Source organism: Nonomuraea endophytica, from assembly GCF_014203235.1.
GTDB lineage: Bacteria > Actinomycetota > Actinomycetes > Streptosporangiales > Streptosporangiaceae > Nonomuraea > Nonomuraea endophytica.
In genome coordinates, this window is sequence record NZ_JACHIN010000001.1 from 45580 (window position 1) to 64519 (window position 18940).

General features: G+C 70.8%; 20 protein-coding genes. 12 read left to right on the plus strand and 8 right to left on the minus strand.

Going from position 1 to position 18940, the window contains the following annotated elements:
• Positions 1 to 54: 54 nt before the first annotated feature.
• Both HNR40_RS00200 and ggt read right to left on the minus strand, forming a co-directional pair.
• On the minus strand, positions 55 to 1578 hold the full coding sequence (locus tag HNR40_RS00200; protein WP_184957610.1) for an alkaline phosphatase family protein: 1524 nt from the start codon (positions 1576 to 1578) through the stop codon (positions 55 to 57).
• A 50-nt stretch (positions 1579 to 1628) separates the two neighbouring features.
• Positions 1629 to 3356 (minus strand): gamma-glutamyltransferase, encoded by a 1728-nt coding sequence (ggt, locus tag HNR40_RS00205; protein ID WP_184957611.1) that lies wholly within the window; start codon positions 3354 to 3356, stop codon positions 1629 to 1631.
• A 95-nt stretch (positions 3357 to 3451) separates the two neighbouring features.
• Between ggt and HNR40_RS00210 the strand changes: the two genes are divergently transcribed.
• A complete protein-coding gene (locus tag HNR40_RS00210; protein WP_184957612.1) occupies positions 3452 to 4552 on the plus strand; it encodes a sensor histidine kinase in 1101 nt (366 codons plus the stop codon).
• Positions 4549 to 5196 carry a response regulator transcription factor gene (locus tag HNR40_RS00215; protein WP_184957613.1) on the plus strand — a complete coding sequence of 216 codons (648 nt, stop codon included), beginning with the start codon at positions 4549 to 4551 and terminating at the stop codon, positions 5194 to 5196. Before HNR40_RS00210 ends, HNR40_RS00215 begins: the two co-directional genes overlap by 4 nt.
• 10 nt (positions 5197 to 5206) lie before the next feature.
• Here HNR40_RS00215 and HNR40_RS00220 read toward each other — a convergent pair whose 3' ends face one another.
• On the minus strand, positions 5207 to 5590 hold the full coding sequence (locus HNR40_RS00220) for a helix-turn-helix domain-containing protein (protein WP_184957614.1): 384 nt from the start codon (positions 5588 to 5590) through the stop codon (positions 5207 to 5209).
• A 132-nt stretch (positions 5591 to 5722) separates the two neighbouring features.
• Between HNR40_RS00220 and HNR40_RS00225 the strand changes: the two genes are divergently transcribed.
• The 4 genes from HNR40_RS00225 to HNR40_RS00240 all read left to right on the plus strand — a co-directional run bounded on the left by HNR40_RS00225 (position 5723) and on the right by HNR40_RS00240 (position 9477).
• A complete protein-coding gene (locus HNR40_RS00225) occupies positions 5723 to 5947 on the plus strand; it encodes an SHOCT domain-containing protein (protein ID WP_184957615.1) in 225 nt (74 codons plus the stop codon).
• A gap of 115 nt (positions 5948 to 6062) precedes the next feature.
• Entirely contained in the window at positions 6063 to 6992 is a 930-nt protein-coding gene (locus tag HNR40_RS00230; protein WP_184957616.1) for a sulfite exporter TauE/SafE family protein, read from the plus strand.
• 56 nt (positions 6993 to 7048) lie between these two features.
• Positions 7049 to 8437 carry an SEL1-like repeat protein gene (locus tag HNR40_RS00235; RefSeq protein WP_184957617.1) on the plus strand — a complete coding sequence of 463 codons (1389 nt, stop codon included), beginning with the start codon at positions 7049 to 7051 and terminating at the stop codon, positions 8435 to 8437.
• Positions 8438 to 8580: 143 nt separating this feature from the next.
• Positions 8581 to 9477 (plus strand): hypothetical protein, encoded by an 897-nt coding sequence (locus HNR40_RS00240; RefSeq protein ID WP_184957618.1) that lies wholly within the window; start codon positions 8581 to 8583, stop codon positions 9475 to 9477.
• A 126-nt stretch (positions 9478 to 9603) separates the two neighbouring features.
• Here HNR40_RS00240 and HNR40_RS00245 read toward each other — a convergent pair whose 3' ends face one another.
• Complete coding sequence (locus tag HNR40_RS00245; RefSeq protein WP_184957619.1) at positions 9604 to 9975, minus strand: VOC family protein; 372 nt, start codon at positions 9973 to 9975, stop codon at positions 9604 to 9606.
• A gap of 60 nt (positions 9976 to 10035) precedes the next feature.
• On the opposite strand from HNR40_RS00245, the gene HNR40_RS00250 reads away from it, so the two are divergent.
• Together HNR40_RS00250 and HNR40_RS00255 are read left to right on the plus strand one after the other, a co-directional pair.
• Entirely contained in the window at positions 10036 to 10353 is a 318-nt protein-coding gene (locus HNR40_RS00250; RefSeq protein WP_221339859.1) for a PadR family transcriptional regulator, read from the plus strand.
• The gene (locus HNR40_RS00255; protein WP_221339860.1) at positions 10350 to 10796 is read left to right on the plus strand and encodes a VOC family protein; all 447 of its coding nucleotides are present in this window, start codon (positions 10350 to 10352) and stop codon (positions 10794 to 10796) included. Before HNR40_RS00250 ends, HNR40_RS00255 begins: the two co-directional genes overlap by 4 nt.
• A 124-nt stretch (positions 10797 to 10920) precedes the next feature.
• Here HNR40_RS00255 and ald read toward each other — a convergent pair whose 3' ends face one another.
• On the minus strand, positions 10921 to 12033 hold the full coding sequence (gene ald / locus HNR40_RS00260) for an alanine dehydrogenase (protein ID WP_184957621.1): 1113 nt from the start codon (positions 12031 to 12033) through the stop codon (positions 10921 to 10923).
• Between the two features lie 49 nt (positions 12034 to 12082).
• Positions 12083 to 13465, minus strand: a complete 1383-nt coding sequence (locus tag HNR40_RS00265) for an aspartate aminotransferase family protein (RefSeq protein ID WP_184957622.1) — start codon at positions 13463 to 13465, stop codon at positions 12083 to 12085.
• A gap of 221 nt (positions 13466 to 13686) precedes the next feature.
• Here HNR40_RS00265 and HNR40_RS00270 point away from each other — a divergent pair, with 221 nt between their 5' ends.
• Entirely contained in the window at positions 13687 to 15042 is a 1356-nt protein-coding gene (locus HNR40_RS00270; protein ID WP_184957623.1) for a dipeptidase, read from the plus strand.
• Positions 15043 to 15100: 58 nt separating this feature from the next.
• Here HNR40_RS00270 and HNR40_RS00275 read toward each other — a convergent pair whose 3' ends face one another.
• A complete protein-coding gene (locus HNR40_RS00275) occupies positions 15101 to 15574 on the minus strand; it encodes a poly-gamma-glutamate hydrolase family protein (protein WP_184957624.1) in 474 nt (157 codons plus the stop codon).
• 95 nt (positions 15575 to 15669) lie between these two features.
• Here HNR40_RS00275 and HNR40_RS00280 point away from each other — a divergent pair, with 95 nt between their 5' ends.
• Genes HNR40_RS00280 through HNR40_RS00290 form a run of 3 tightly spaced genes read left to right on the plus strand, consistent with a single transcriptional unit; the run spans position 15670 to position 17714 of the window.
• Positions 15670 to 16533, plus strand: a complete 864-nt coding sequence (locus HNR40_RS00280; RefSeq protein ID WP_184957625.1) for a CPBP family intramembrane glutamic endopeptidase — start codon at positions 15670 to 15672, stop codon at positions 16531 to 16533.
• Between the two features lie 21 nt (positions 16534 to 16554).
• Positions 16555 to 17196 (plus strand): alpha/beta hydrolase, encoded by a 642-nt coding sequence (locus HNR40_RS00285; protein ID WP_184957626.1) that lies wholly within the window; start codon positions 16555 to 16557, stop codon positions 17194 to 17196.
• A 47-nt stretch (positions 17197 to 17243) separates the two neighbouring features.
• Positions 17244 to 17714 carry a hypothetical protein gene (locus tag HNR40_RS00290; protein ID WP_184957627.1) on the plus strand — a complete coding sequence of 157 codons (471 nt, stop codon included), beginning with the start codon at positions 17244 to 17246 and terminating at the stop codon, positions 17712 to 17714.
• Here the strand turns inward: HNR40_RS00290 and HNR40_RS00295 are convergent.
• Entirely contained in the window at positions 17711 to 18913 is a 1203-nt protein-coding gene (locus tag HNR40_RS00295; RefSeq protein ID WP_184957628.1) for a hypothetical protein, read from the minus strand. The two genes, HNR40_RS00290 and HNR40_RS00295, sit on opposite strands and share 4 nt — an antisense overlap.
• Positions 18914 to 18940: the final 27 nt, after the last annotated feature.

The window sequence follows — 18940 nt, forward strand, 5'->3', positions numbered from 1 at the left end:
GGTTGGGGTGTGGGGTTGGGGTGTGGGGTTGGGGTGTGGGGTTGGGGTGTGGGGTCAGGGTTGGCGGGCTTTGGTGGCGGCGGTGCGGAAGGCGGGGAGGGCTTGGGTCAGGGCGCGGTGGTCGCGGGCGCGCCAGCTCACCCCCGCGAAGACCGCAGGGCGGCCGCGGAGACGGGCGCGGACGCGGCGGGCCAGTACGGCCAGGTCGCGGCAGTGGTCGGGCAGGTGGTCCCGAGGGGGCTGGGGGCCGGCGGTCGTGGCGTGGGCGGGGTCGCCTTCGGAGGGTGAGGCGCCGCCCAGCGGGAGGGCGTAGCGGGTCAGGTCGGGGAGGTCGGTGCGGGGAGTGGGCAGCGTGAGGAGGGGGTCGAAGCGGGCTGCGGCGGCGTCTCTGGTGGTCAGGGGTGGGCGGTCGGGGGCGAACAGCGCGCGGAGCGTGGCGGGGACGCTGGCGTGTTCCATCGGGGTGGTGCTCACCGTGCCCCTCGGGATCAAAGGGGAGACGATCACGGCGGGCACCCGGACGCCCGAGGAGGAGAAGTCGAAGGCGGCGCTCTTCTTGTGCGCGAGCAGGCGCAGGATGCGGGTCAGCAGTCCGGGGGACGAACCCGGGTCGGACAGGCCGGTCAACGGCGGGGCGTGGTCGTAGAGGCCGCCGTGCTCGTCGTAGGTGATGACGAACACGGTCTGGCCGAACGCCTCGGGGTTGGACTTCAGGGCCTCGTATACGGCCGCGACCAGCGACTCGGCGCGGGCGAAGTCGGTCGAGTCGCCGACCTGGTCCTTGGTCTGGTTGTTGCCGGGATGCTGGCTGTTGGACGGGCGGTCGTTCAGGCGTACCGGGGGGCGGTGGTTGGGTTCGATGAAGGAGTACGCGGGCAGCTCTCCGGCCGCCGCGTGGGCGGTGAACTCCGAGATGTCGAACCAGCGGGCGATCCGGTCGGCGCCGTTCCACAGGTTGGAGAACGCCCACACCTGCGGCACGTCGTCGTGGTAGACGTGCCAGCCGTGTCCCGCCGCTTCGAGCGTCTCGAAGATGGTCGGGTCGGTGTAGAAGCGCGGCTGGATGTTGGTCATCCCGTCGGAGGTGGCGGCGTGCAGGTAGTTGCGGTTGGGCCAGGTCTCCCCCGGCACCGAGCAGTGCCACCGCGTGCACACCGCGAACTCCAGCGCCAGCGTCGCCAGCACCGGCACCCCGGCGGGATCCTGGCAGCGCATCACTTCGGGCCCGACCCCGAAGATCGGCTCCTTCTTCGCGAACTTCGGATACAGCCACCCGATCAGCGGCCCCAGCAGCCCGCCGAACTTCGGCTCGGCCAGCCCGCGCGCCTTGCGTTCGTGCGCGCTGACCCAGCCGCCGCCGAGCTGCTCCATCGCCGCGTCGTGCGAGTGGTCGAAGTCCATCGTGGCGAGCGGCCCCGCGTCCGCCGAGGCCGCCACGGGCGGGCCGCCGTCCCAGCCCGGGCTGGTGTACGGCCCGCCGCCCCGCAACCCGTCATACCCGGGATCGGGGTGCGGGAGGTAGCCGAGCATGTGGTCGAACGACCGGTTCTCCAGCATCAACACGACAACGTGTCGCACCTGCCCCCGAGCCTGAGACCCAGGCTCGGGGGTGTCACTCTCGGATTCGGTCATCGGGACGGGTGCACCACCAGCGCGCTCCCGCCGCCGCGCCGCGCGGGCTCGGCGACCGCCTGGACCCGTCCCCGGCCGAGGAACTCCAGCCCGGTCGCCGCCCCGATCTCCGGGTTCGGCGCGAACACGTGCCCACGCGCCTCGAGCGCGGCCCCGTGCTGGGTGAGGAAGGCGGGCTCGGCCTGGGTGGCGGCGGTGTTGCGCTGGGTGGCGCGGGGGGCGGCCAGCGCGTCGGGCAGGTTCATGCCCAGGTCGTAGCGGTTGACGAGGATCTGCAGCACGGTCGTGATGATCGTGGACCCGCCGGGCGAACCGACGGCCAGCACCGGCTTGCCGTGCTTGAACACCAGCGTGGGCGCCATCGAGGAGCGGGGGCGCTTGCCGGGGGCGGGCAGGTTCGGGTCGCCGGGCGCGGGCCCGAAGGTGAAGTCGGTCAGCTCGTTGTTGAGCAGGACGCCGCGGCCGGGCACGACGATGCCGTTGCCGCCGGTGGACTCGATCGTGAGGTTGTAGGCGACGACGTTGCCCCACTTGTCGGCGACGGTGAGGTGGGTGGTCTCGGGGCCTTCGTCGGTCACGTCGGGGGCGGCGCCGGTGGGCCGCTCGCAGTCGGAGTAGGAGCCGTCGGGCGAGCCGGGGGCGGCCGGGTGGGCCATGGCGCGTTCGCCGACCAGGCAGGAGCGCTCTTTGGCGAAGCCGTCGGACAGGAGTTCACGCATGGGGACGCCGGGGATGTCGCCGACGTACTTGCCCCGGTCGGCGAAGGCCAGCCTGGACGCCTCCAGGTACTCGTGCAGGCCGACGCTGGGCAGCGCTTCCAGGATGTTGAGCGCCTCGCTGACGGTGGAGCCACCGGATGACGGGGGCGCCATGCCGTACACCTGAAGGCCCTTGTACTCGATGTGGGTGGGTTCGCGCATCAGCGCGCGGTAGGCGCGCAGGTCGGACATCTCCATGAGGCCGGGCCGGACGTTGCGCGTGGTGCCGGGGGTGAGCGGCGGCTTCTTGACCGTGGCCACGATCTCCTGGCCGAGGCGGCCGTCGTAGAGCCAGTCGGTGCCTCGTCTGCCGAGCTCGCGGTAGGTGTCGGCGAGTTCGGGGTTGCGGAAGACGGAGCCTACGGGCGGTGGCGCGCCGTTCGGGAGGTAGAGCTTGGCGGTGGAGGCGATGTCCTTGAAGCGGGCGGCGTTCGCGGCGGTCTGGTCGTGGAAGGTCTGGTCTACGACGAAGCCCTTGGAGGCCACGTCGATGGCCGGTTTGAGCGCCTGTCTCAGGCTGATGGTGCCGAAGCGGCGCAGCGCCGTCTCCCACTGGGCGACCGTGCCGGGCACGCCCGCGGACAGGCCGCTGGTGACGCCCTCCTCGAAGGGGATGCCTTCGAGTGAGGTCGAGGTCATGGCGCGCGGCGCGGTCTCGCGGCCGTCGATCGTGTAGACCTTACGGCGGGAGGCGTCGTAGTAGACCATGAAGCCGCCTCCGGCCAGCCCGGAGGAATATGGCTCGGTGACGCCCAGGACCGCGCCCGCGGCGACGGCCGCGTCCATGGCGTTGCCGCCCTTCTTCAGCACGGCCACGGCGGCCTTGCTGGCGTCGAGGTCGACGGTGGACACGGCGCCGCCGTACCCCTCGGCGACCGGGACCTTCTGCTGGGGCTCAGCCATGGCCGGCGGCGCGGTGGTGAGCGTGACGAGGACTGCTGCTGCGGGAACGATCACTCGGCGCATGGTCTCCACGATGGCCCAGGTACGCCTCCGGTGGTAGGGCCCCCTGCCACTTCCAGATGATGCGCTGGTCAGGGGGTGTGAAATAGCGTGGGACCGTGAAGTCCCGACTCGACCCTTATCTGGCGCTCATTCTGGCCGTCGCCCAAGTGGTGATCGGCCAGGGCGCCGAGTGGGGGCAGCGTTTGGAGCGGGCGGCGCTCGACTGGTACGCCTACTCCTTGCTCCTGGTCGGTCCGGCGCTGATTCTCGTGCGCCGCCGCTACCCGGTCGCCACGACCGTGATCACGCTGTTCGTGACCGGCGCGTACCTGGTCGGCAGCTACCCCTACGGGCCGATCTTCTTCACGCCCGGCGTGATGCTGTTCTGGCTGGTGGTCGACGGGCGGCGGCTGGTCGCCTGGCTGCTGGCGGCGGGCATGTTCAGCTTCTTCGAGGTCTATGCCTGGGCGATCGGCAACCGCAGCCTCTTCCACGCCATCTGGATCTCCACGGCGATGATGCTCCTCATGGTCATGGCCGAGCTGGTCAGGATCCTGCGCGAACGCCGGGCCGAACGGGCCAGGGCGGAAGAGGAGGAGGCCAGGCGGCAGGCCAGCGAGGAACGCCTGACGATGGCGCAGGAGTTGCACGACGTGCTGGCGCACAACATCTCGCTCATCCACGTCCAGGCCTCGACCGCGCTGCACCTCATCGACGACCAGCCCGACCAGGCCAGGACGGCGCTGGCCACGATCAAAACCGCCTCCAAGGAGGTGCTCGGCGAGATGCGCTCGGTCCTGAACGTGCTGCGCGAGGGCGCCCCGCGTGCCCCCACCTCGGGCCTGGACCATCTGGACAACCTCATCGAGCGCTCCGGCCTCGACGTCACGCTGAAGCGCGTGGGCTCGCGGCCCCTTCCGGCGCAGGTCGAGCGGGCGGCGTACCGGATCGTGCAGGAGTCGCTCACCAACGTGACGCGCCACGCCCCCGGCGCGAAGGTCACGGTCAGGCTGGAGTACGGCACGGCCGAGCTGATCGTCCGCGTCACCGACACGGGCGCCACCTCGCCCGCCCCGCTGTCGGAGGACGGCAGCGGCAACGGCATCCCCGGCATGCGCGAGCGGGCCGCCGCCCTGGGCGGTTCGCTGGTCGCCGGCCCGGTCGGCAACGGCTTCCAGGTCGAGGCCCGGCTGCCCCTACCTGAGGAGAACGCATGATCAAGCTGCTGCTCGCCGACGACCAGGCGCTGGTCCGCGCGGGGTTCAAGGCGTTGCTGGACGCCCAGCCCGACATGAGCGTGGTGGCCGAGGCCGCCGACGGCGCCGAGGCGGTACGGCTGGCCGCCCAGCACACCCCCGACGTGGTGCTGATGGACATCCGGATGCCGGGCACCGACGGCCTGACCGCCACCCGCCAGATGCCGCCGGGCCCGAAGATCATCATCTTGACCACGTTCGAGCTGGACGAGTACGTCTTCGAGGCGTTGCGCGGCGGGGCCAGCGGCTTCCTGGTGAAGGACACGGAACCGGCCGAGCTGATCCAGGCGGTCCGGGTGGTGGCCGACGGCGAGGCGCTGCTGTCGCCGAGCGTGACCAGGCGGCTGATCGCCGAGTACGCCACGCGGGCCAAGGCGCCGGTCTCGACCGAGGGCCTGGACCAGCTCACCGACCGGGAACGCGAGGTGCTGTCGCTGGTGGGCACCGGGATGACCAACGACGAGATCGCGGCCAAGCTGTTCATGTCACCGGCCACGGCGAAGACGCACGTGAGCCGGGCGATGATGAAGCTGCACGCCAGGGACCGGGCGCAGCTCGTGGTGATCGCCTACGAGTCGGGGCTGGTCAAGCCGGGCTGGCTCTGAGAAGGGCGCTTCAGGTCAGGGCCTCGACCATGCGCAGGGCGTCCGCGGTGGCGCCGGGCCCGCCCAGGATGATCATCTTGAGGCTGGCCCGCTCCTCGTTGTAGATCATCTCCACCCGCAGCCCGGAGGCGCTGCCCAGCACGGCGGTGCTCACCCGGTCCATGTCGAGGCGGCTGATCGCCTCCACCTGGACGATCGTGGACACCTCGACGTAGCGGTCCTGGCGGGGACGTGAGGCGAGCGGCGCGCCGGTGAAGGACTCCAGGTCCTCCCTGGAGATCCGGTACTGCTTGCCGACCTTCACCGCCTTCAACCGGCCCTCGCGGACGTAGCCGCGCACGGTTTTGACGTGCAGATCCAGCAGGTCGGCAACCTGGCTTACGGTGAAGTCCATTCCCTATCACTCCCTTCGAGCGGGAGTATAGGGATACGGCCAGCGTTGTACAGAGGAGCGCGACCGCCGTCTGATTCGCCCGCCCGGTTTCCCGTCGACTCTGGAGGTACGACACCGAAGGAGGAGAGCGACATGTATGGACACTTTTTCCCGATCTTCCCGGCTTTCTGGGGGCTGTTCTGGGTGGCCGTGGTCGGGCTGGTCATCTGGGCCAAGCGCACCGGGCGGTGGGGGCCGCGCCGTACCGCGACCGCCAGTCCCACGGCGTCGGCCGAGCAGATCCTCGCCGAGCGGTACGCCCGCGGCGAGATGAGCGACGACGAGTACATGGAGCGCATGTCGGTGCTCCGCTCCTAAGCGCTCCACTTCCCGAGCGCTCCGCAGAGTGAAAGAAGTGTCACTGGCCGCATTTGACAGACGCGGGTTACGCTGCGTATATGCGGCCCGACACCCCGGCCCCCTCACCCTGAGCATGGGGCCGGGCGCGCTGTTCGTCAGTGGCCTCGCCGCCGGACTGGTGGCGGGGACGGCTTCCTGCACCGCCGTGCAAGGCGGCCTGCTCGTCGGCCTCACCGGCGCCGGATGCTGTGAAGACTGCGACCACGGCAAGGCCGGGCCCTGGCTGGTGGCCCAGTTCCTGACCGGACGGCTGGCGGCGTACGTGCTGGCCGGGGCGCTGCTCGGCTGGCTCGGCTCCGCCGTGCAACTGCCGCCGCAGGCCCGCGCGGGACTGCTCGTCGCGGCCGGGATCACCGTCATCGCCTTCGCCGTCCGGCTGATCCGGCGGCGCCCGGCCTGCGCGCGGCACAGCGCCCCGCACAGCACCCCGCACCGCACCCCGCGCCGGGCCGCCGCGCCGATCATGGGCGCCGCGACGATCCTGCTGCCGTGCGGCGTCACGCTCGGCACCGAGATGGTGGCCGTCTCGACCGGCTCCGCGCTGTCAGGGGCGGCGGTGATGGCCGGGTTCGTCGTGGGCACCTCACCGGCGTTCGCCCTGCTCGGCTACATCCTGCGAAGACTGTCCCGCACCCGCCTGGCCGCGTTCGCCGGAGCCGCCGCGATCGCCGTCGGCCTGTGGACGATCGGCTCCGGCGTCAGCCTCGGCGGCTGGCTCCCCACCTCCCCCGCGCCCGTGCTGGCCATGACCGCACGCGGCGAGCAGAAGGTGGACATCTGGGCGATGCGCGACGGCTACCGTCCCGCGATGGTCGGGGCGCGCGCGGGCGTGCCCGTGCAGGTCACCTTCCACCTCGCCGACCAAGGATGCACCCGCACGGTGACGCTCGCCGGCCGCGACCACACCCTTCCCGCCACGGTACGGCTCCCGCCCCAGCCCCCCGGCACCCTGCGTTACGTCTGTTCCATGGGCATGTACTCGGGTTTCATTCGCTTCTCGTAGGGACCAGCTCAGCGATTACATTCCGCAGTCGCTTGAATACATGTCACGCTGAGTGGATGGCGTGGTGGCAAGGAGAGGTGGCGGAGGCGGCCGTTCCGGCGCCCCGTACCGGAGACGAACCCGAGCTGATCGCGGAAGCCCAGTCAGGCGACCCGCAGGCGGCCCATCGCCTGGGCAAGCTCTACGCCCAGCGCGGCGACCGCTCCGCGGCGCGGCACTGGTGGGAGCGCGCCGCGGCGGCCGGCAACATCGACAGCGCCTACAACCTGGGCGTCTGGCACGAGAAGCACGGCAGCCTTGAGGAGGCCGTGTCCTGGTACGAGCTGGCCGCGGGCACCGGCGACGCCGAGGCGGCGCTCAACCTCGCCACGCTCCTGCTGGAGCAGCGCGGCGACCTGCCCGGCGCCAAGGCCTGGTTCGACAAGGCCGCCCGCGCCGGCTCCCGCACCGCCGCCCGCCGCCTCGCGCTGCTCTGCGAGGACGCCGGCGAGCAGGCCGCGGCCCGCGACTGGCACCGCAGAGCCGCCGCCGACGGCGACGTCGCCTCCGGCCACGACCTCGGCTTCCTCGCCTACTCGGCGGGCGAGGACGAGGAGACCGTCCAGTGGTGGGAGTTCTCCGCGCGCGGCGGCCACGCCGAGGCCGCCTACCACCTCGGCCTGTTCCTGCAGGCCAGCCGCGACCCCGAGGGCGCCGAGGCCTACTACCGCCTGGCCGCCAAGAGCGAGCACCCCGGCGCCGCCTCCCAGCTCGGCGGCATCGCCCTGTCCCGGCGCGACCTGCGCACGGCCCGCGCGTGGTTCGAGCGCGCCGCCAACGCCGGACGCCTGGAAGACCAGCGGATGGCCGGTTTCGTCTGCGTGGAGCTGAGCGACTCACCGGCCGCCAGCCACTGGTTCGGCCGCGCGGCGGCCAGCGGCGACGCCGAGTCGGCCTTCAACTTCGGCCTGCTGCTGATCGCCGAGTTCGGCGACCTGGCCGGGGGCCAGCACTGGTTCCGCCAGGCCGCGCTGTCCGGCCATCACAGGGCCGCGATGGAGCTGGGCGGCCTGCTGTCGGCGGCCGGTCACAACCACGAGGCCGAGCAGTGGCTCGCCGACCCGCCCCAGCCCACCTGGGACCGCCTGGCCGAGCCCGAACTCCACGCCCGCGCCGAACTCGCCGCCGCCGCCACCGGCCGGCGCAGCGGGGTCGCGCTGAGCGTGGCCGAGCTGACCGAGATCCTCGGCACCTGGGACCTCGTCACCCGTCCGCTGCGTGACCACGCCGACGTGGTGGTGTGGCTGGTCGAACGGAGCGGCCTGCACGCGGGCGCCATCGACCACCTGGCCTCGATCCGCACCACCCTGATCCGCCCCGGCTCCGCCCCGTGGCCGAGCCCGAGCGAGGTCACCCACGTCCTGGCCACGGCCCGCGACCTCCGCACCCGCCTCGGCCTCCGCTGACCCTGCACCTGGGCAGGCGCACAGATCACCCGTTCACCGTTGGGCAGGCGCACAGATCCTTCTCCGGTCACCCCAACCCGTGAGCCGGTGGGCCCATGTGGCGCGTCTTACGGGTGGTGTGATGGTGATCGTAGGCGGAGTTGATGATCAGATATTTCGTGATCCTGGCGCTTCTGGCAGTGGCGGTGCCGAACGGCAGGAACGAAGCGGGCCTGTCGGCGTCCTTCGCAGGCCGGGCGGAACAAGCCTTGATGACCTGGCGTGGCGGCCCAGGAGCGATCTGGCAGTCCGGCTTCAACCCCAGACAGGACCTGACGATCATGTCTCCGGAGGTCGCCGCGGCCCGCTTCGGCAACCCGGACCTCGGCCTGGTCTACGACAAGCCCGACGTGCCGAGCCCGGCGACAGGAACCATCCGCTGGGCCGACGGCCACACGCTGGAAGTGCCGCTCATGCCGGCGGACATCGCCGCCTACCGCGTGGCCAACCCCCGGGCCATCCCCGGTAGGCCGTCGGTGAACCCGGTATGCCAGGGCGGAATCACCGAGGAACAACGACAACGGCTAAGCGAGGAAACGGGCAACGACCCCTCGAAGTGCGAACAGGCGAAGGTGACAAGGGTGACCCTGGAGAAGGTCACCGTGAGCACCCATCGGGGCCCAGCCGAGGCCCCGGCCTGGCGTTTCGACGTGGACGGACTGCCGGGACCGATCCGGCAGGTGGCGGTGGCCGACGCGGCCGTCGACCTGATGCCACCCGGCCTCGGCCCGACGACGCCGTTCGACGGCAGCTTCGAGGAGGCCAAGAACAACACCCTGACGATCCACCTCATCAGCCTGGGCTGCGACCGCCTGCTGGGCATGAACGTCCGCGAGGAACCGGACGCGGTAGTGGTCGAGCCACGCATCCTGCCTTCTGACGCCAAGTGCGACATGCCGGCGACGATCATCCAGCAGCCGGTCAAACTGAGCAGCCCTCTGGGCAACCGCCCAGTCCTGGACGCCAGAACCGGGCTCCGGCTGTTCTATGGGCCCCTTTAGCCGGCCCAGGGCGGAGTTGTTGCGGCGGGAACGCCGTGAGCCCTCACGACCATCGCTCGACAGTCGCGCGCCCGCGTCGGCGGGGCGGGTGGGGTGGCGGGAGCCGTAACGGATGGTGAGCCCGAATCAGCGCTGGCTGAGGTGGAACCGATGCCCCTCGTTGTCGAGGAAGACGGCGGACCAGCCCCAGGGCTCCTCGACGGGCGGGGCGTCGAAGGGGACGCCGCGGGCGGCCAGGTCCTCGTGGGTCTTGACGATGTCCTCGGTGTCGAACAGCACGTAGTTCGGCTGCTCCTGGCTGAGCGTCGGCCAGTCGGGGCCGGCCTTGAACAGGACGAGGCCGACGCCGCCGCCGGGCGGGGAGACCTCGATCCAGCGGGTGTCGGGGCCGTAGGGCTGGTCGGTGGTGACCTCGAAGCCGACCTTCTGGGTCCAGAAGTCGAGGGCGGCGGCCTGGTCCTGGACGTAGAGCGTGACCTTGTTGACGTTGATCGTCATTATGTTCTCCTTGGTTATATCCAAGTCGGATATAACCACTGTGGTGTTATGGTGTCAACCATGCTCACCACCGCCGGGTTCCACGTGCTCCTGGCATTGGCCGGTGAACCCGCCCACGGCTACGCGATCATGCGGTTCGTCGAGCAGGTGAGCGGCGGAGCGGTCAAACTGGGTCCGGGCACGCTCTACCGGACCATCAGCAGGCTGCTGGCCGACGGACTGGTGGAAGAGACGGAAGAAGGCGATCCGGCAGCCCCCCACGACGCCCGGCGCCGCTACTACCGGCTGACCCAGGCGGGCGAGGCTGCGGCGCGTGCCGAGGCCGAGCTCATGGCCCGCATGGTGACGGCCGCACGAGAGGCTGGACTGGTCACGTGACGACGTTGAGGCCGCGGGGGCTGAGCCCGCATCTGTTCGTGCTCGACACCGAGGGCGCGATCGCGTTCTACAAGGCCGCGTTCGGGGCGGTGGAGGTGTTCAGGAACACGCTGCCCAACGGGGTGATCCTCTTCGTCGAACTGCAGGTCGGCGACGGGCGGCTGCTGGTGAGCGAGGAGACGCCCGAACTGGGCGCGCTCGCGCCGCCGACGGTGGGCGGCAGTCCGGTGCTGATCCTGCTGGAGATCGACGACCCCGTGGAGGTCGAACGGCGTGCCCTCGACGCGGGCGCCGTCTCGGAGATGCCGGTGCAGGAGGCGTTCTGGGGAGAGAAGTACGGCGTCATCCGAGACCCGTTCGGCCACCGCTGGGCGGTCACGACAGCCCGGGAACAGCTGACCCCAGACGACATCCTCGACCAGACCCCGGAAAACCCCGTCTAACACGAGCAGCCGGCGGGGCGCACGTTACGGCGGCCGGCCACGCGCGGCCTGCCTGCCGTTCCCCTGGAATGCCCCCAGCCCCGTGCGGGGGTGGGGGCAACCGGGCTGGCCGTAACGGAAAGAACTACACAAGGACCTCTGCGACGGAAACGGACGGAAGACCCAGCGCGACGGCGACCGGAGCGTTGGTGAGGGCGCCGTGGTGCGTGTTGAGGCCGAGGGCGAGAGCGGGGTCGCTCTTGAGGGCCGCCTTCCACCCCTGGTTGGCCAGCTTGACCGCATACGGCAGGGTCGCGTTGGTCAGCGCGTAGGTGGAGGTGTTGGCCACCGAGCCCGGCATGTTCGCCACGCAGTAGAACACCGAGTTGTGCACCATGTACGTCGGCTCGGCGTGCGTGGTCGGGCGGGAGTCCTCGAAGCAGCCGCCCTGGTCGATGGCGATGTCGACGAGCACGGAGCCCGGCTTCATGCGCGACACCAGTTCGTTGGAGACGAGCGTCGGGGCCTTGGCGCCGGGGATGAGGACCGCGCCGATCACCAGGTCGGCCTGCAGGACCTCGCGCTCGATGGCGTAGGAGGTGGAGACCAGGGTCTTGAGGCGGCCCTGGTAGATGGCGTCGATGAAGCGCAGGCGGTCCACGTTGGTGTCGAGGACGGTGACGTCGGCGCCCATGCCGACGGCGATCTGCGCCGCGTTGAGGCCGGACACGCCGCCGCCGATGACGACGATCTTGGCGGGCGAGACGCCGGGCACGCCGCCCGGCAGCACGCCGCGCCCGCCGTTGAACCGCATCAGGTTGTACGCGCCGACCTGCGGAGCCAGCCGACCGGCCACCTCCGACATCGGGGCGAGCAGCGGAAGGGCGTTGCCCACCTGGACGGTCTCGTACGCGATGCCGGTGACCTTGTTGTCCAGGAGGGCCTGGGCGCACTCCTTGCCCGCGGCGAGGTGGAGGTAGGTGAACAGCACCTGGCCCTCGCGCATGCGGTGGTACTCCTGGGCGATGGGCTCCTTGACCTTGAGCACCATGTCCGCCTCGCCCCACACGGCGTCGGCCGTGTCGAGGATCTTCGCGCCCGCGCCGAGGAACTCCTCGTCGGTGATGGACGAGCCGAGTCCGGCACCACGCTGGACGAAAACCTCGTGGCCACCGCGGGTCAGTTCGTGGACTCCCGCGGGGGTGGCGGCGACGCGATACTCGTGGTTCTTGACCTCGGCAGGCACGCCGATCTTCATGGGTCGTTCCTTTCGTTCTCCGGCACCACGCTGTGCCGGACGGAGGGTGTCAGAGGCGTTTCCACGCCTCGGTGAGGACGGAGCGCAGGATCGACTCGATCTCGTCGAACTCCTTCTCACCCGCGATCAGCGGCGGCGCGAGCTGGATCACGGGGTCGCCGCGGTCGTCGGCGCGGCAGTAGAGGCCGGCGTCGTAGAGGGCGTGCGACAGGTAGCCGCGGATCAGCCGCTCGGACTCGGCCGCGTCGAAGGTCTCCTTGGTGTCCTTGTCCTTGACCAGCTCGATGCCCCAGAAGTACCCGGCGCCGCGCACGTCGCCGACGATCGGCAGGTCCTTCAGGCTTTCGAGCCTGCCGCGGAAGACGGGCTCGTTGCGGGTCACGTGGCCGAGCAGGTCCTCGCGCTCGAAGATGTCGAGGTTGGCGAGGGCCACGGCGGCGCTGACCGGGTGGCCGCCGAAGGTGTAGCCGTGGGCGAACATCGTGTCGCCGCTCTTGAACGGCTCGAACAGCCGCTCGTGCGCGATCATCGCGCCGATCGGCGAGTAGCCGCTGGTCATGCCCTTGGCGCAGGTGATGATGTCGGGCACGTAGTCGAACTTCTGGCCGCCGAACATGGTGCCGAGTCGGCCGAAGGCGCAGATGACCTCGTCGGAGACGAGCAGCACGTCGTACTCGTCGCAGATCTCGCGCAGGCGCTGGAAGTAGCCGGGCGGGGGCGGGAAACAGCCGCCCGCGTTCTGCACCGGCTCGGCGAAGACGGCGGCGACGGTGTCCGGGCCCTCCATCTCGATGGCCTGGGCGACGCGGTCGGCGGCCCAGCGGCCGTACTCCTCCGCCGTCATCCCGGCGACGCCGGAGATCTCCTCGGCGCGGTAATAGTTCGTGTTGGGCACCCGGATCGAGCCCGGTACCAGCGGCTCGAACATCTGCTTGAACGCGGGGATGCCGGTGATCGACAGGGCGCCCTGCGGGGTGCCGTGGTAGGCGATCTGGCGGCTGATGACCTTGTGCTTGAGCGGCTTGCCGACCAGCTTGTAGTACTGCTTGGCCAGCTTCCACGCGGTCTCGACCGCCTCGCCGCCGCCGGTGGTGAAGAAGACGCGGTTGAGCTCGCCCGGCGCGTGCTCGGCCAGGCGCGCGGCCAGCTCGATCGCCTTGGGGTGCGCGTAGGACCACAGCGGGAAGAAGGCCAGCTCCTGGGCCTGCTTGGCGGCGGCCTCCGCGAGCTCGCTGCGCCCGTGCCCGGCCTGGACGACGAAGAGCCCCGCGAGACCGTCGAGGTAGCGCTTGCCGTGGATGTCGTAGATGTAGGAGCCCTCACCACGCACGATGGTGGGAATCTCGTTCTGCTGGTAGGCGCTGTGCCTGGTGAAGTGCAGCCACAGGTTGTCTTGCGCGGCCCTGAGGATGTCGGATTCCGGCTGCGTCATGGTTATCTTCCCTCGTGTCTGAGCTCCCAACAGTCTGCCCTTTCACCTGGGGTATTGCCAAGTGAAAGCGTCGCACCAATATGCAAGAAAACCGAGATCCGTAGAACCTATATGTAACGGCAACGAAATCCGCAGGTAGATTAGCTTGGTCGGTTTCCACCCTGTGGAACCTTCTGTGATCCAATGAGTTGTACTGTTAGACCGACCCGGGGGACCGTCCCGTGACTCCTGACCAGATCGAGAGCGCCGTCGCCGCCGCGATGCCGCAGGCCGTCGAGGAACTCAAGCGCCTCGCCGCCATCCCCTCCGTGGCCTTTCCCGGGCACCCCGCAGAGCCGGTTCACGCCGCGGCTGCCGCGACCGAGGAACTGCTACGCTCCGCCGGCCTGCCGCGCGTCCAGCAGATCGCGGTCGAGGGAAGCTTTCCCGCGGTGTACGGCGAGGCCCCCGCGCCTCCCGGCGCCCCCACCGTCCTGTTGTACGCGCACTACGACGTGCAGCCGGCAGGCGACCCGGCCGCGTGGCGCACCCCGCCGTTCGAGCCGACGCTCATCAACGGCCAGCTCTTCGGCCGGGGCACCGCCGACGACAAGTCCGGCATCATCAGCCATGTCCTCGCACTGCGTGCCTTCCAGGGCCAGTTCCCTGTGGGCATCAAGGTCATCATCGAGGGCCAGGAGGAATATGCCGGCGAGCGCCTGGAGGCCTTCGTCGAGCGCAACCCCGACCTGCTGCGCGCCGACGCCATCGTGGTGGCCGACACCGGCAACCCGAAGATCGGCGACCCGTCGGTGACCACGTCGCTGCGCGGCATGGCGGCCTTCACCATCGAGGTGCGCACGCTGAAGGAGGCCGTCCACAGCGGCTCGTTCGGCGGCGCGGCGCCCGACGCGCTGGCGGCGCTGATGCGCATGCTGACCACCCTGCACGACGACAACGGCGACATCCGCGTCCCCGGCCTGCCGCGTGGCACGTTCCTCGGCCAGGGCCCGTCGGAGGACGAGTTCCGCCAGACCGCCGGTGTGCTGGACCACGTGAGCCTGGTCGGTTCCGGCAGCCTGGCCGACCGCCTCTGGTCGTCGTACGCGATCACCGTCACCGGCCTGGACGTCCCGTCGGTGTCGGGCGCGGTCAACGCCGTCCAGCCGACGGCCAGGGCGCGCGTCACGGTCCGGATCCCGCCGGCCGCCGACCCCAAGACGACCGTGGACGCGGTCGTCGACTTCCTGCGCCAGGCGACCCCGTGGGGCGCGCAGGTCGGCTTCACCGACTTCACGGTGGGCTCCGGCTTCCAGGCCGACTCGGGCGGCAAGGCCCGCTCGGCGCTCAACCGGGCCATGGACCGCGCCTTCGGCCGCCCGCCCCGCGACGTGGGCGCCGGTGGCTCGATCCCGCTGGTGAACACGCTGCTCAAGCAATATCCCGCGGCGGAGATCCTGCTGTTCGGCGCGGAGGACGAGGACGCGGCCATCCACGCCCCGAACGAGCGGGTGGACCTGGAGGAGCTGCGCCGCATCGCCACCACGGAGGCCCTGTTCCTCCACGAGCTGAGCCTGCCCTCCGCTCTCGGCGTCTAGCGTCGTCAAGGGCCCGCTCCCCCGCCGGGGGGGCGGGCCCTTCGGCTTTGTCGCAGCTTCATCGCAGCGCGCGGTTGACGGCCGCGACGTAGGAGTGGAAGTCCTTGGTCCGGTGCGCGGGGTCCTCGACCCAGGCCCTGGCCAGCTTGCCGTCCTCGAAGAACCGCTCCCGTTGTCCTCTGCTGATCTCCAGTTGCACGCCCATCCCGCGGCGGTTGCGGTTGGCGATGTCGCGGGGGCCGTCGCCGCCGATCTCCTGGGGCACCTCGGCCGCGACGCTGAACCCGGCCGCCCGCAACGCGCGGCTCACCTTCTTGATCAGCGCCTTGTCCCGGCCGCCCACGTACGTGGTGACCTTGTCGCCCGCGGCGGCGTGCCAGGAGACGGTGGTGCCGACCGCGCCGACCAGCTTCAGCGCCCGGGGCTCGTCGAAGCGGGTCGAGGTGATGTGGAGCTTGCTGTTGCCGTCGGGCTTGAGGCCGACGAAGGAGTAGAAGGCGTACCTGGAACCGGTGACCAGGGCCTTCTTCACGTGACACCTTTCAGTGGGAGATCATCACCAGCAGGCCAGGGCATCCTGCTTTTGGGGGACTGTCAGGTGAACCGGACCCCGAGATGATGGTCCTCATGCGCTCCACTGTGTCCCAGACGTCCCGTCCGCGCCTCACCTTCGCGGTGGCGGGCGGCGCGCTGTTCGTCCTGGCGTACGGCTGGCTGGTGCTGACCGGCCACACCGAGATCGTTCCGGCGTCCGGCTCCGGCGCGCCGAGCATCTCCCTGTGGTCCGCCTTCGTGCCCGCGCTGGCCGCGATCGTGCTGGCGATGCTGGTGCCGCCGAAGACCGAGCCGCCGCTGCCGCTCCAGGAGCTGCCCCGCGCGCGGCTGGTCAGGGAGACGCAGGTTCTGGTGGGCGCCGCCGTGCTCATGGCGATCGCCGCGCCGTTCGCCCAGGGCCTTCTCTACCACGGCGCGAAGGTCGTCTGCCTGCTGGTCGTCCCGCTGGTGGCCTTCCGGCTGATCCGCGGAGGACAGCCGAAGGCCAGGGCGATCCCGAAGCCGGTGACGTGGCTGGCGCCGCTGCCCGCCGTGGTGGCCTGGTTCGTGCTGTCACAGATCGGGCCGCTGTCGCCGCCGCCGCCCGGTGAGCTGCCGGACATGGTCACGCTCGTGGTGCTCTCCCTGCTCACGCTGCTGACCGCGAGCGTGCTGGAGGAGTTCTTCTACCGGGCGTGGCTGCAGACCCGCCTGGAGGTTTTGTTCGGCAGGTGGCCGGCGATCATGGCCTCCTCGTTGTTGTTCGCGTTCATGCACACCAGCCGGATCGACCCCGGGAACCCGCTGCTCGGCATCGCCACGATCATCGCCTTCCAGGGGGTGTTCGGGCTGCTGACCGGTTACCTGTGGTCGCGCTACCGCAACCTGTGGGTGCCGGTGTTCGTCCACGTGGTGACGAACCTGGTCTTCGTACAGATGGTGCTGGACGCGCTGTGACCGGCTGTCAGGATGGGGCACATGGCCACATTCGCACTGATCCACGGCGGCGGCGGGAACGGCTGGCACTGGCGGCTCCTGGAGGCCCAGCTCCGTTCGCGCGGGCACGAGACGGTCGCCGTCGACCTGCCGCTTGAGGACCCGGACGCCGGGCTGCTCGACTACGCCGACACGGTCGTGCGGGCGCTCGGGTCGCGTGACGACGTCGTGGTCGTGGCCCACTCGTGGGGCGGCGTCATCGGCCCGCTGGTCTGCGACCGGCTGCCGGCCGCGAAGCTGCTGGTGCTGGTCGCGGCGATGGTCCCGGTCCCGGGCGAGCCGCCGGCCGACTGGTGGGCCAACACCGGCTTCGGCATGAAGGACATCGACGACGAGATCGCGCTGTTCCTTCAGGACGTGCCCCCCGGCCTGGCCGCCGAGGTGGTCTCGACCGGGCGCGAGCACAAGGAGAAGGCGCTGCTGGAGCCGTGGCCGCTGGCCGCCTGGCCGGACGTGCCGACCCGGTTCCTGCTGTGCCGGGAGGACCGGTGGTTCGAGGCCGCGTTCATGCGCCGGATGGTGCGCGAACGGCTGGGCGTCGTTCCCGACGAGATGGACGGCGGCCATTCCCCCATGCTGTCGCGTCCCAAGGACCTGGCCGACCGCCTGGAGTCCTACCTCTGACCGGCGAGGGGCTATCCCTCGCGGCCGTCCGGCGGGATGATCCCGGCATGGCAGGTCACGATGCGCTGGCGGCCGCGGTGATCGCCGCCGAGCGCGACGCCGATGCCGAGGGGTGGGACGGCCTCCACCGCCTCTACGCGCTGACCGACCGCGACACCTACCTCGACACCGCCTACCCGCTGGACGCGCTGACGGACCTGCCGCCGGACGCCCTCCTGGCGGTGCCGCTCACCCCTCTCGGCTGCGGCGACCTCCCCACGGAACTGGCCAAGGTGACCTGGCCCGATGACGTGCACGGTTGTGTGCTGGTCACCGAGATGACCGTGCGGACCGGCCTGGTCAGGTGGCACTGCGGCATGAGCGTCCGGTGGCGGCCCGGTCACCTGGCCGTCGGCGTGCTGCGCGACGGCTCCCACCTGTCCCTGCTCAGGCTGCGCGACACCGACGCGTGGCGCTCCGACATCAGCCCTGCCGTCGACCTGGTGTCTCCCCTGCTGGCGACGTTCGGCGCGCGCTAGTCCCGGACGGCCACCCTCCGCGTGTAGCGGAGCCGGGGGTGGATCGTGTCGGTGCGGATGTTGCGCGCGCCGAGCGTGACGCCTGTCGCGTTGCGCACCCGCCTGGCCGGTGCGCTGCCGATGACCTGCTTCACCTGCGGCTTCGCGGTGATGAGCGTGGCCAGCATGGCGCCCAGATCCCGGTCGGCGCCCCGGGTGCCGGGCTTGCCGTAGGTCTCGGCGATGCGCTTCAGCGCGCCCGCGTTCTGGGCCAGGGCCCTGGCCAGGAGCGCCTTCGGCTCTTCCACCCGGAAGTGGAAGTGGTTGTTCTGCACGTTGCCCCTGCCGACGACGAGACCCTGCGGCCGGGTCAGCACGATCTCGCCGCCGGGACCGAGCACGCCGGTCAGCCGGGCGCGCTTGGGCTCCGACGTGGTGGTGATGGCGCTCTTGCCGGACAGGAGCGTGTCGGCCTGCTGTTCCAGGAGGGTTTTCATGGTGCGCGCTGCACGGGCGTTCCCTGGATCTTCGATGAGGTTGGCCAGTGCGCGTTCGAGGGCGGGCGTCGCGGTGAGCACCTCCGGCAGCGAGACCGGGCGGTCGGCCACCTCGTAGTGGAAGTGGTTGTTCTGCCGGTTGTCGTCACCGACCACCACGCCGAAGGACCCGTCGATCTCCACCTTGCGGGTCCGTCCGTCCAGCACGGTCTCCTCGACGGTGACGCCGTCCGCGTCCTGCCGTCCCGCGGTCAGCTTCGCCTCGGGGGCCGGCGGGGCGATGACCGCCTCCAGCCGCTGCCTCAGGTCCGCCAGTTCGGCCGGAGGCTTGGCCACCGGCTCGAACGCCCTCCACTGCCGCTTCGGCCGGACCTCCTCAACCAGGCTTTCCACCTCGGCCAGAAGGCGCTGCGCCCGGGCGGTCCGGTGCGTCGCCGGCGGCCGGCGCTCCACTTCTTCCACGGCCGCCGTCAGCCGCTCGATCCGCGCGGCCAGCGGTTCGGGCGGCGACGGCACAAGAGGGTGGGCGCTCTCGACGGGGCGCGTGCTCTCGACGGGGTGGGCGCTCTCGACGGGCTTGAGGCGGGGGATCTCACTGCTCCGGCCCCGCAGGGCCTGCTCAGGTGTCACGGTCTGCTCGTGCGCCACGGCCTTCGGCACCTGCCGCGCGGCCGGCACGATGAACCAGCTCCTGGACATGCCCATCTCCTCGATCCGCGGCATTCCACACTTCTCCCGCGGGTCCGCCGT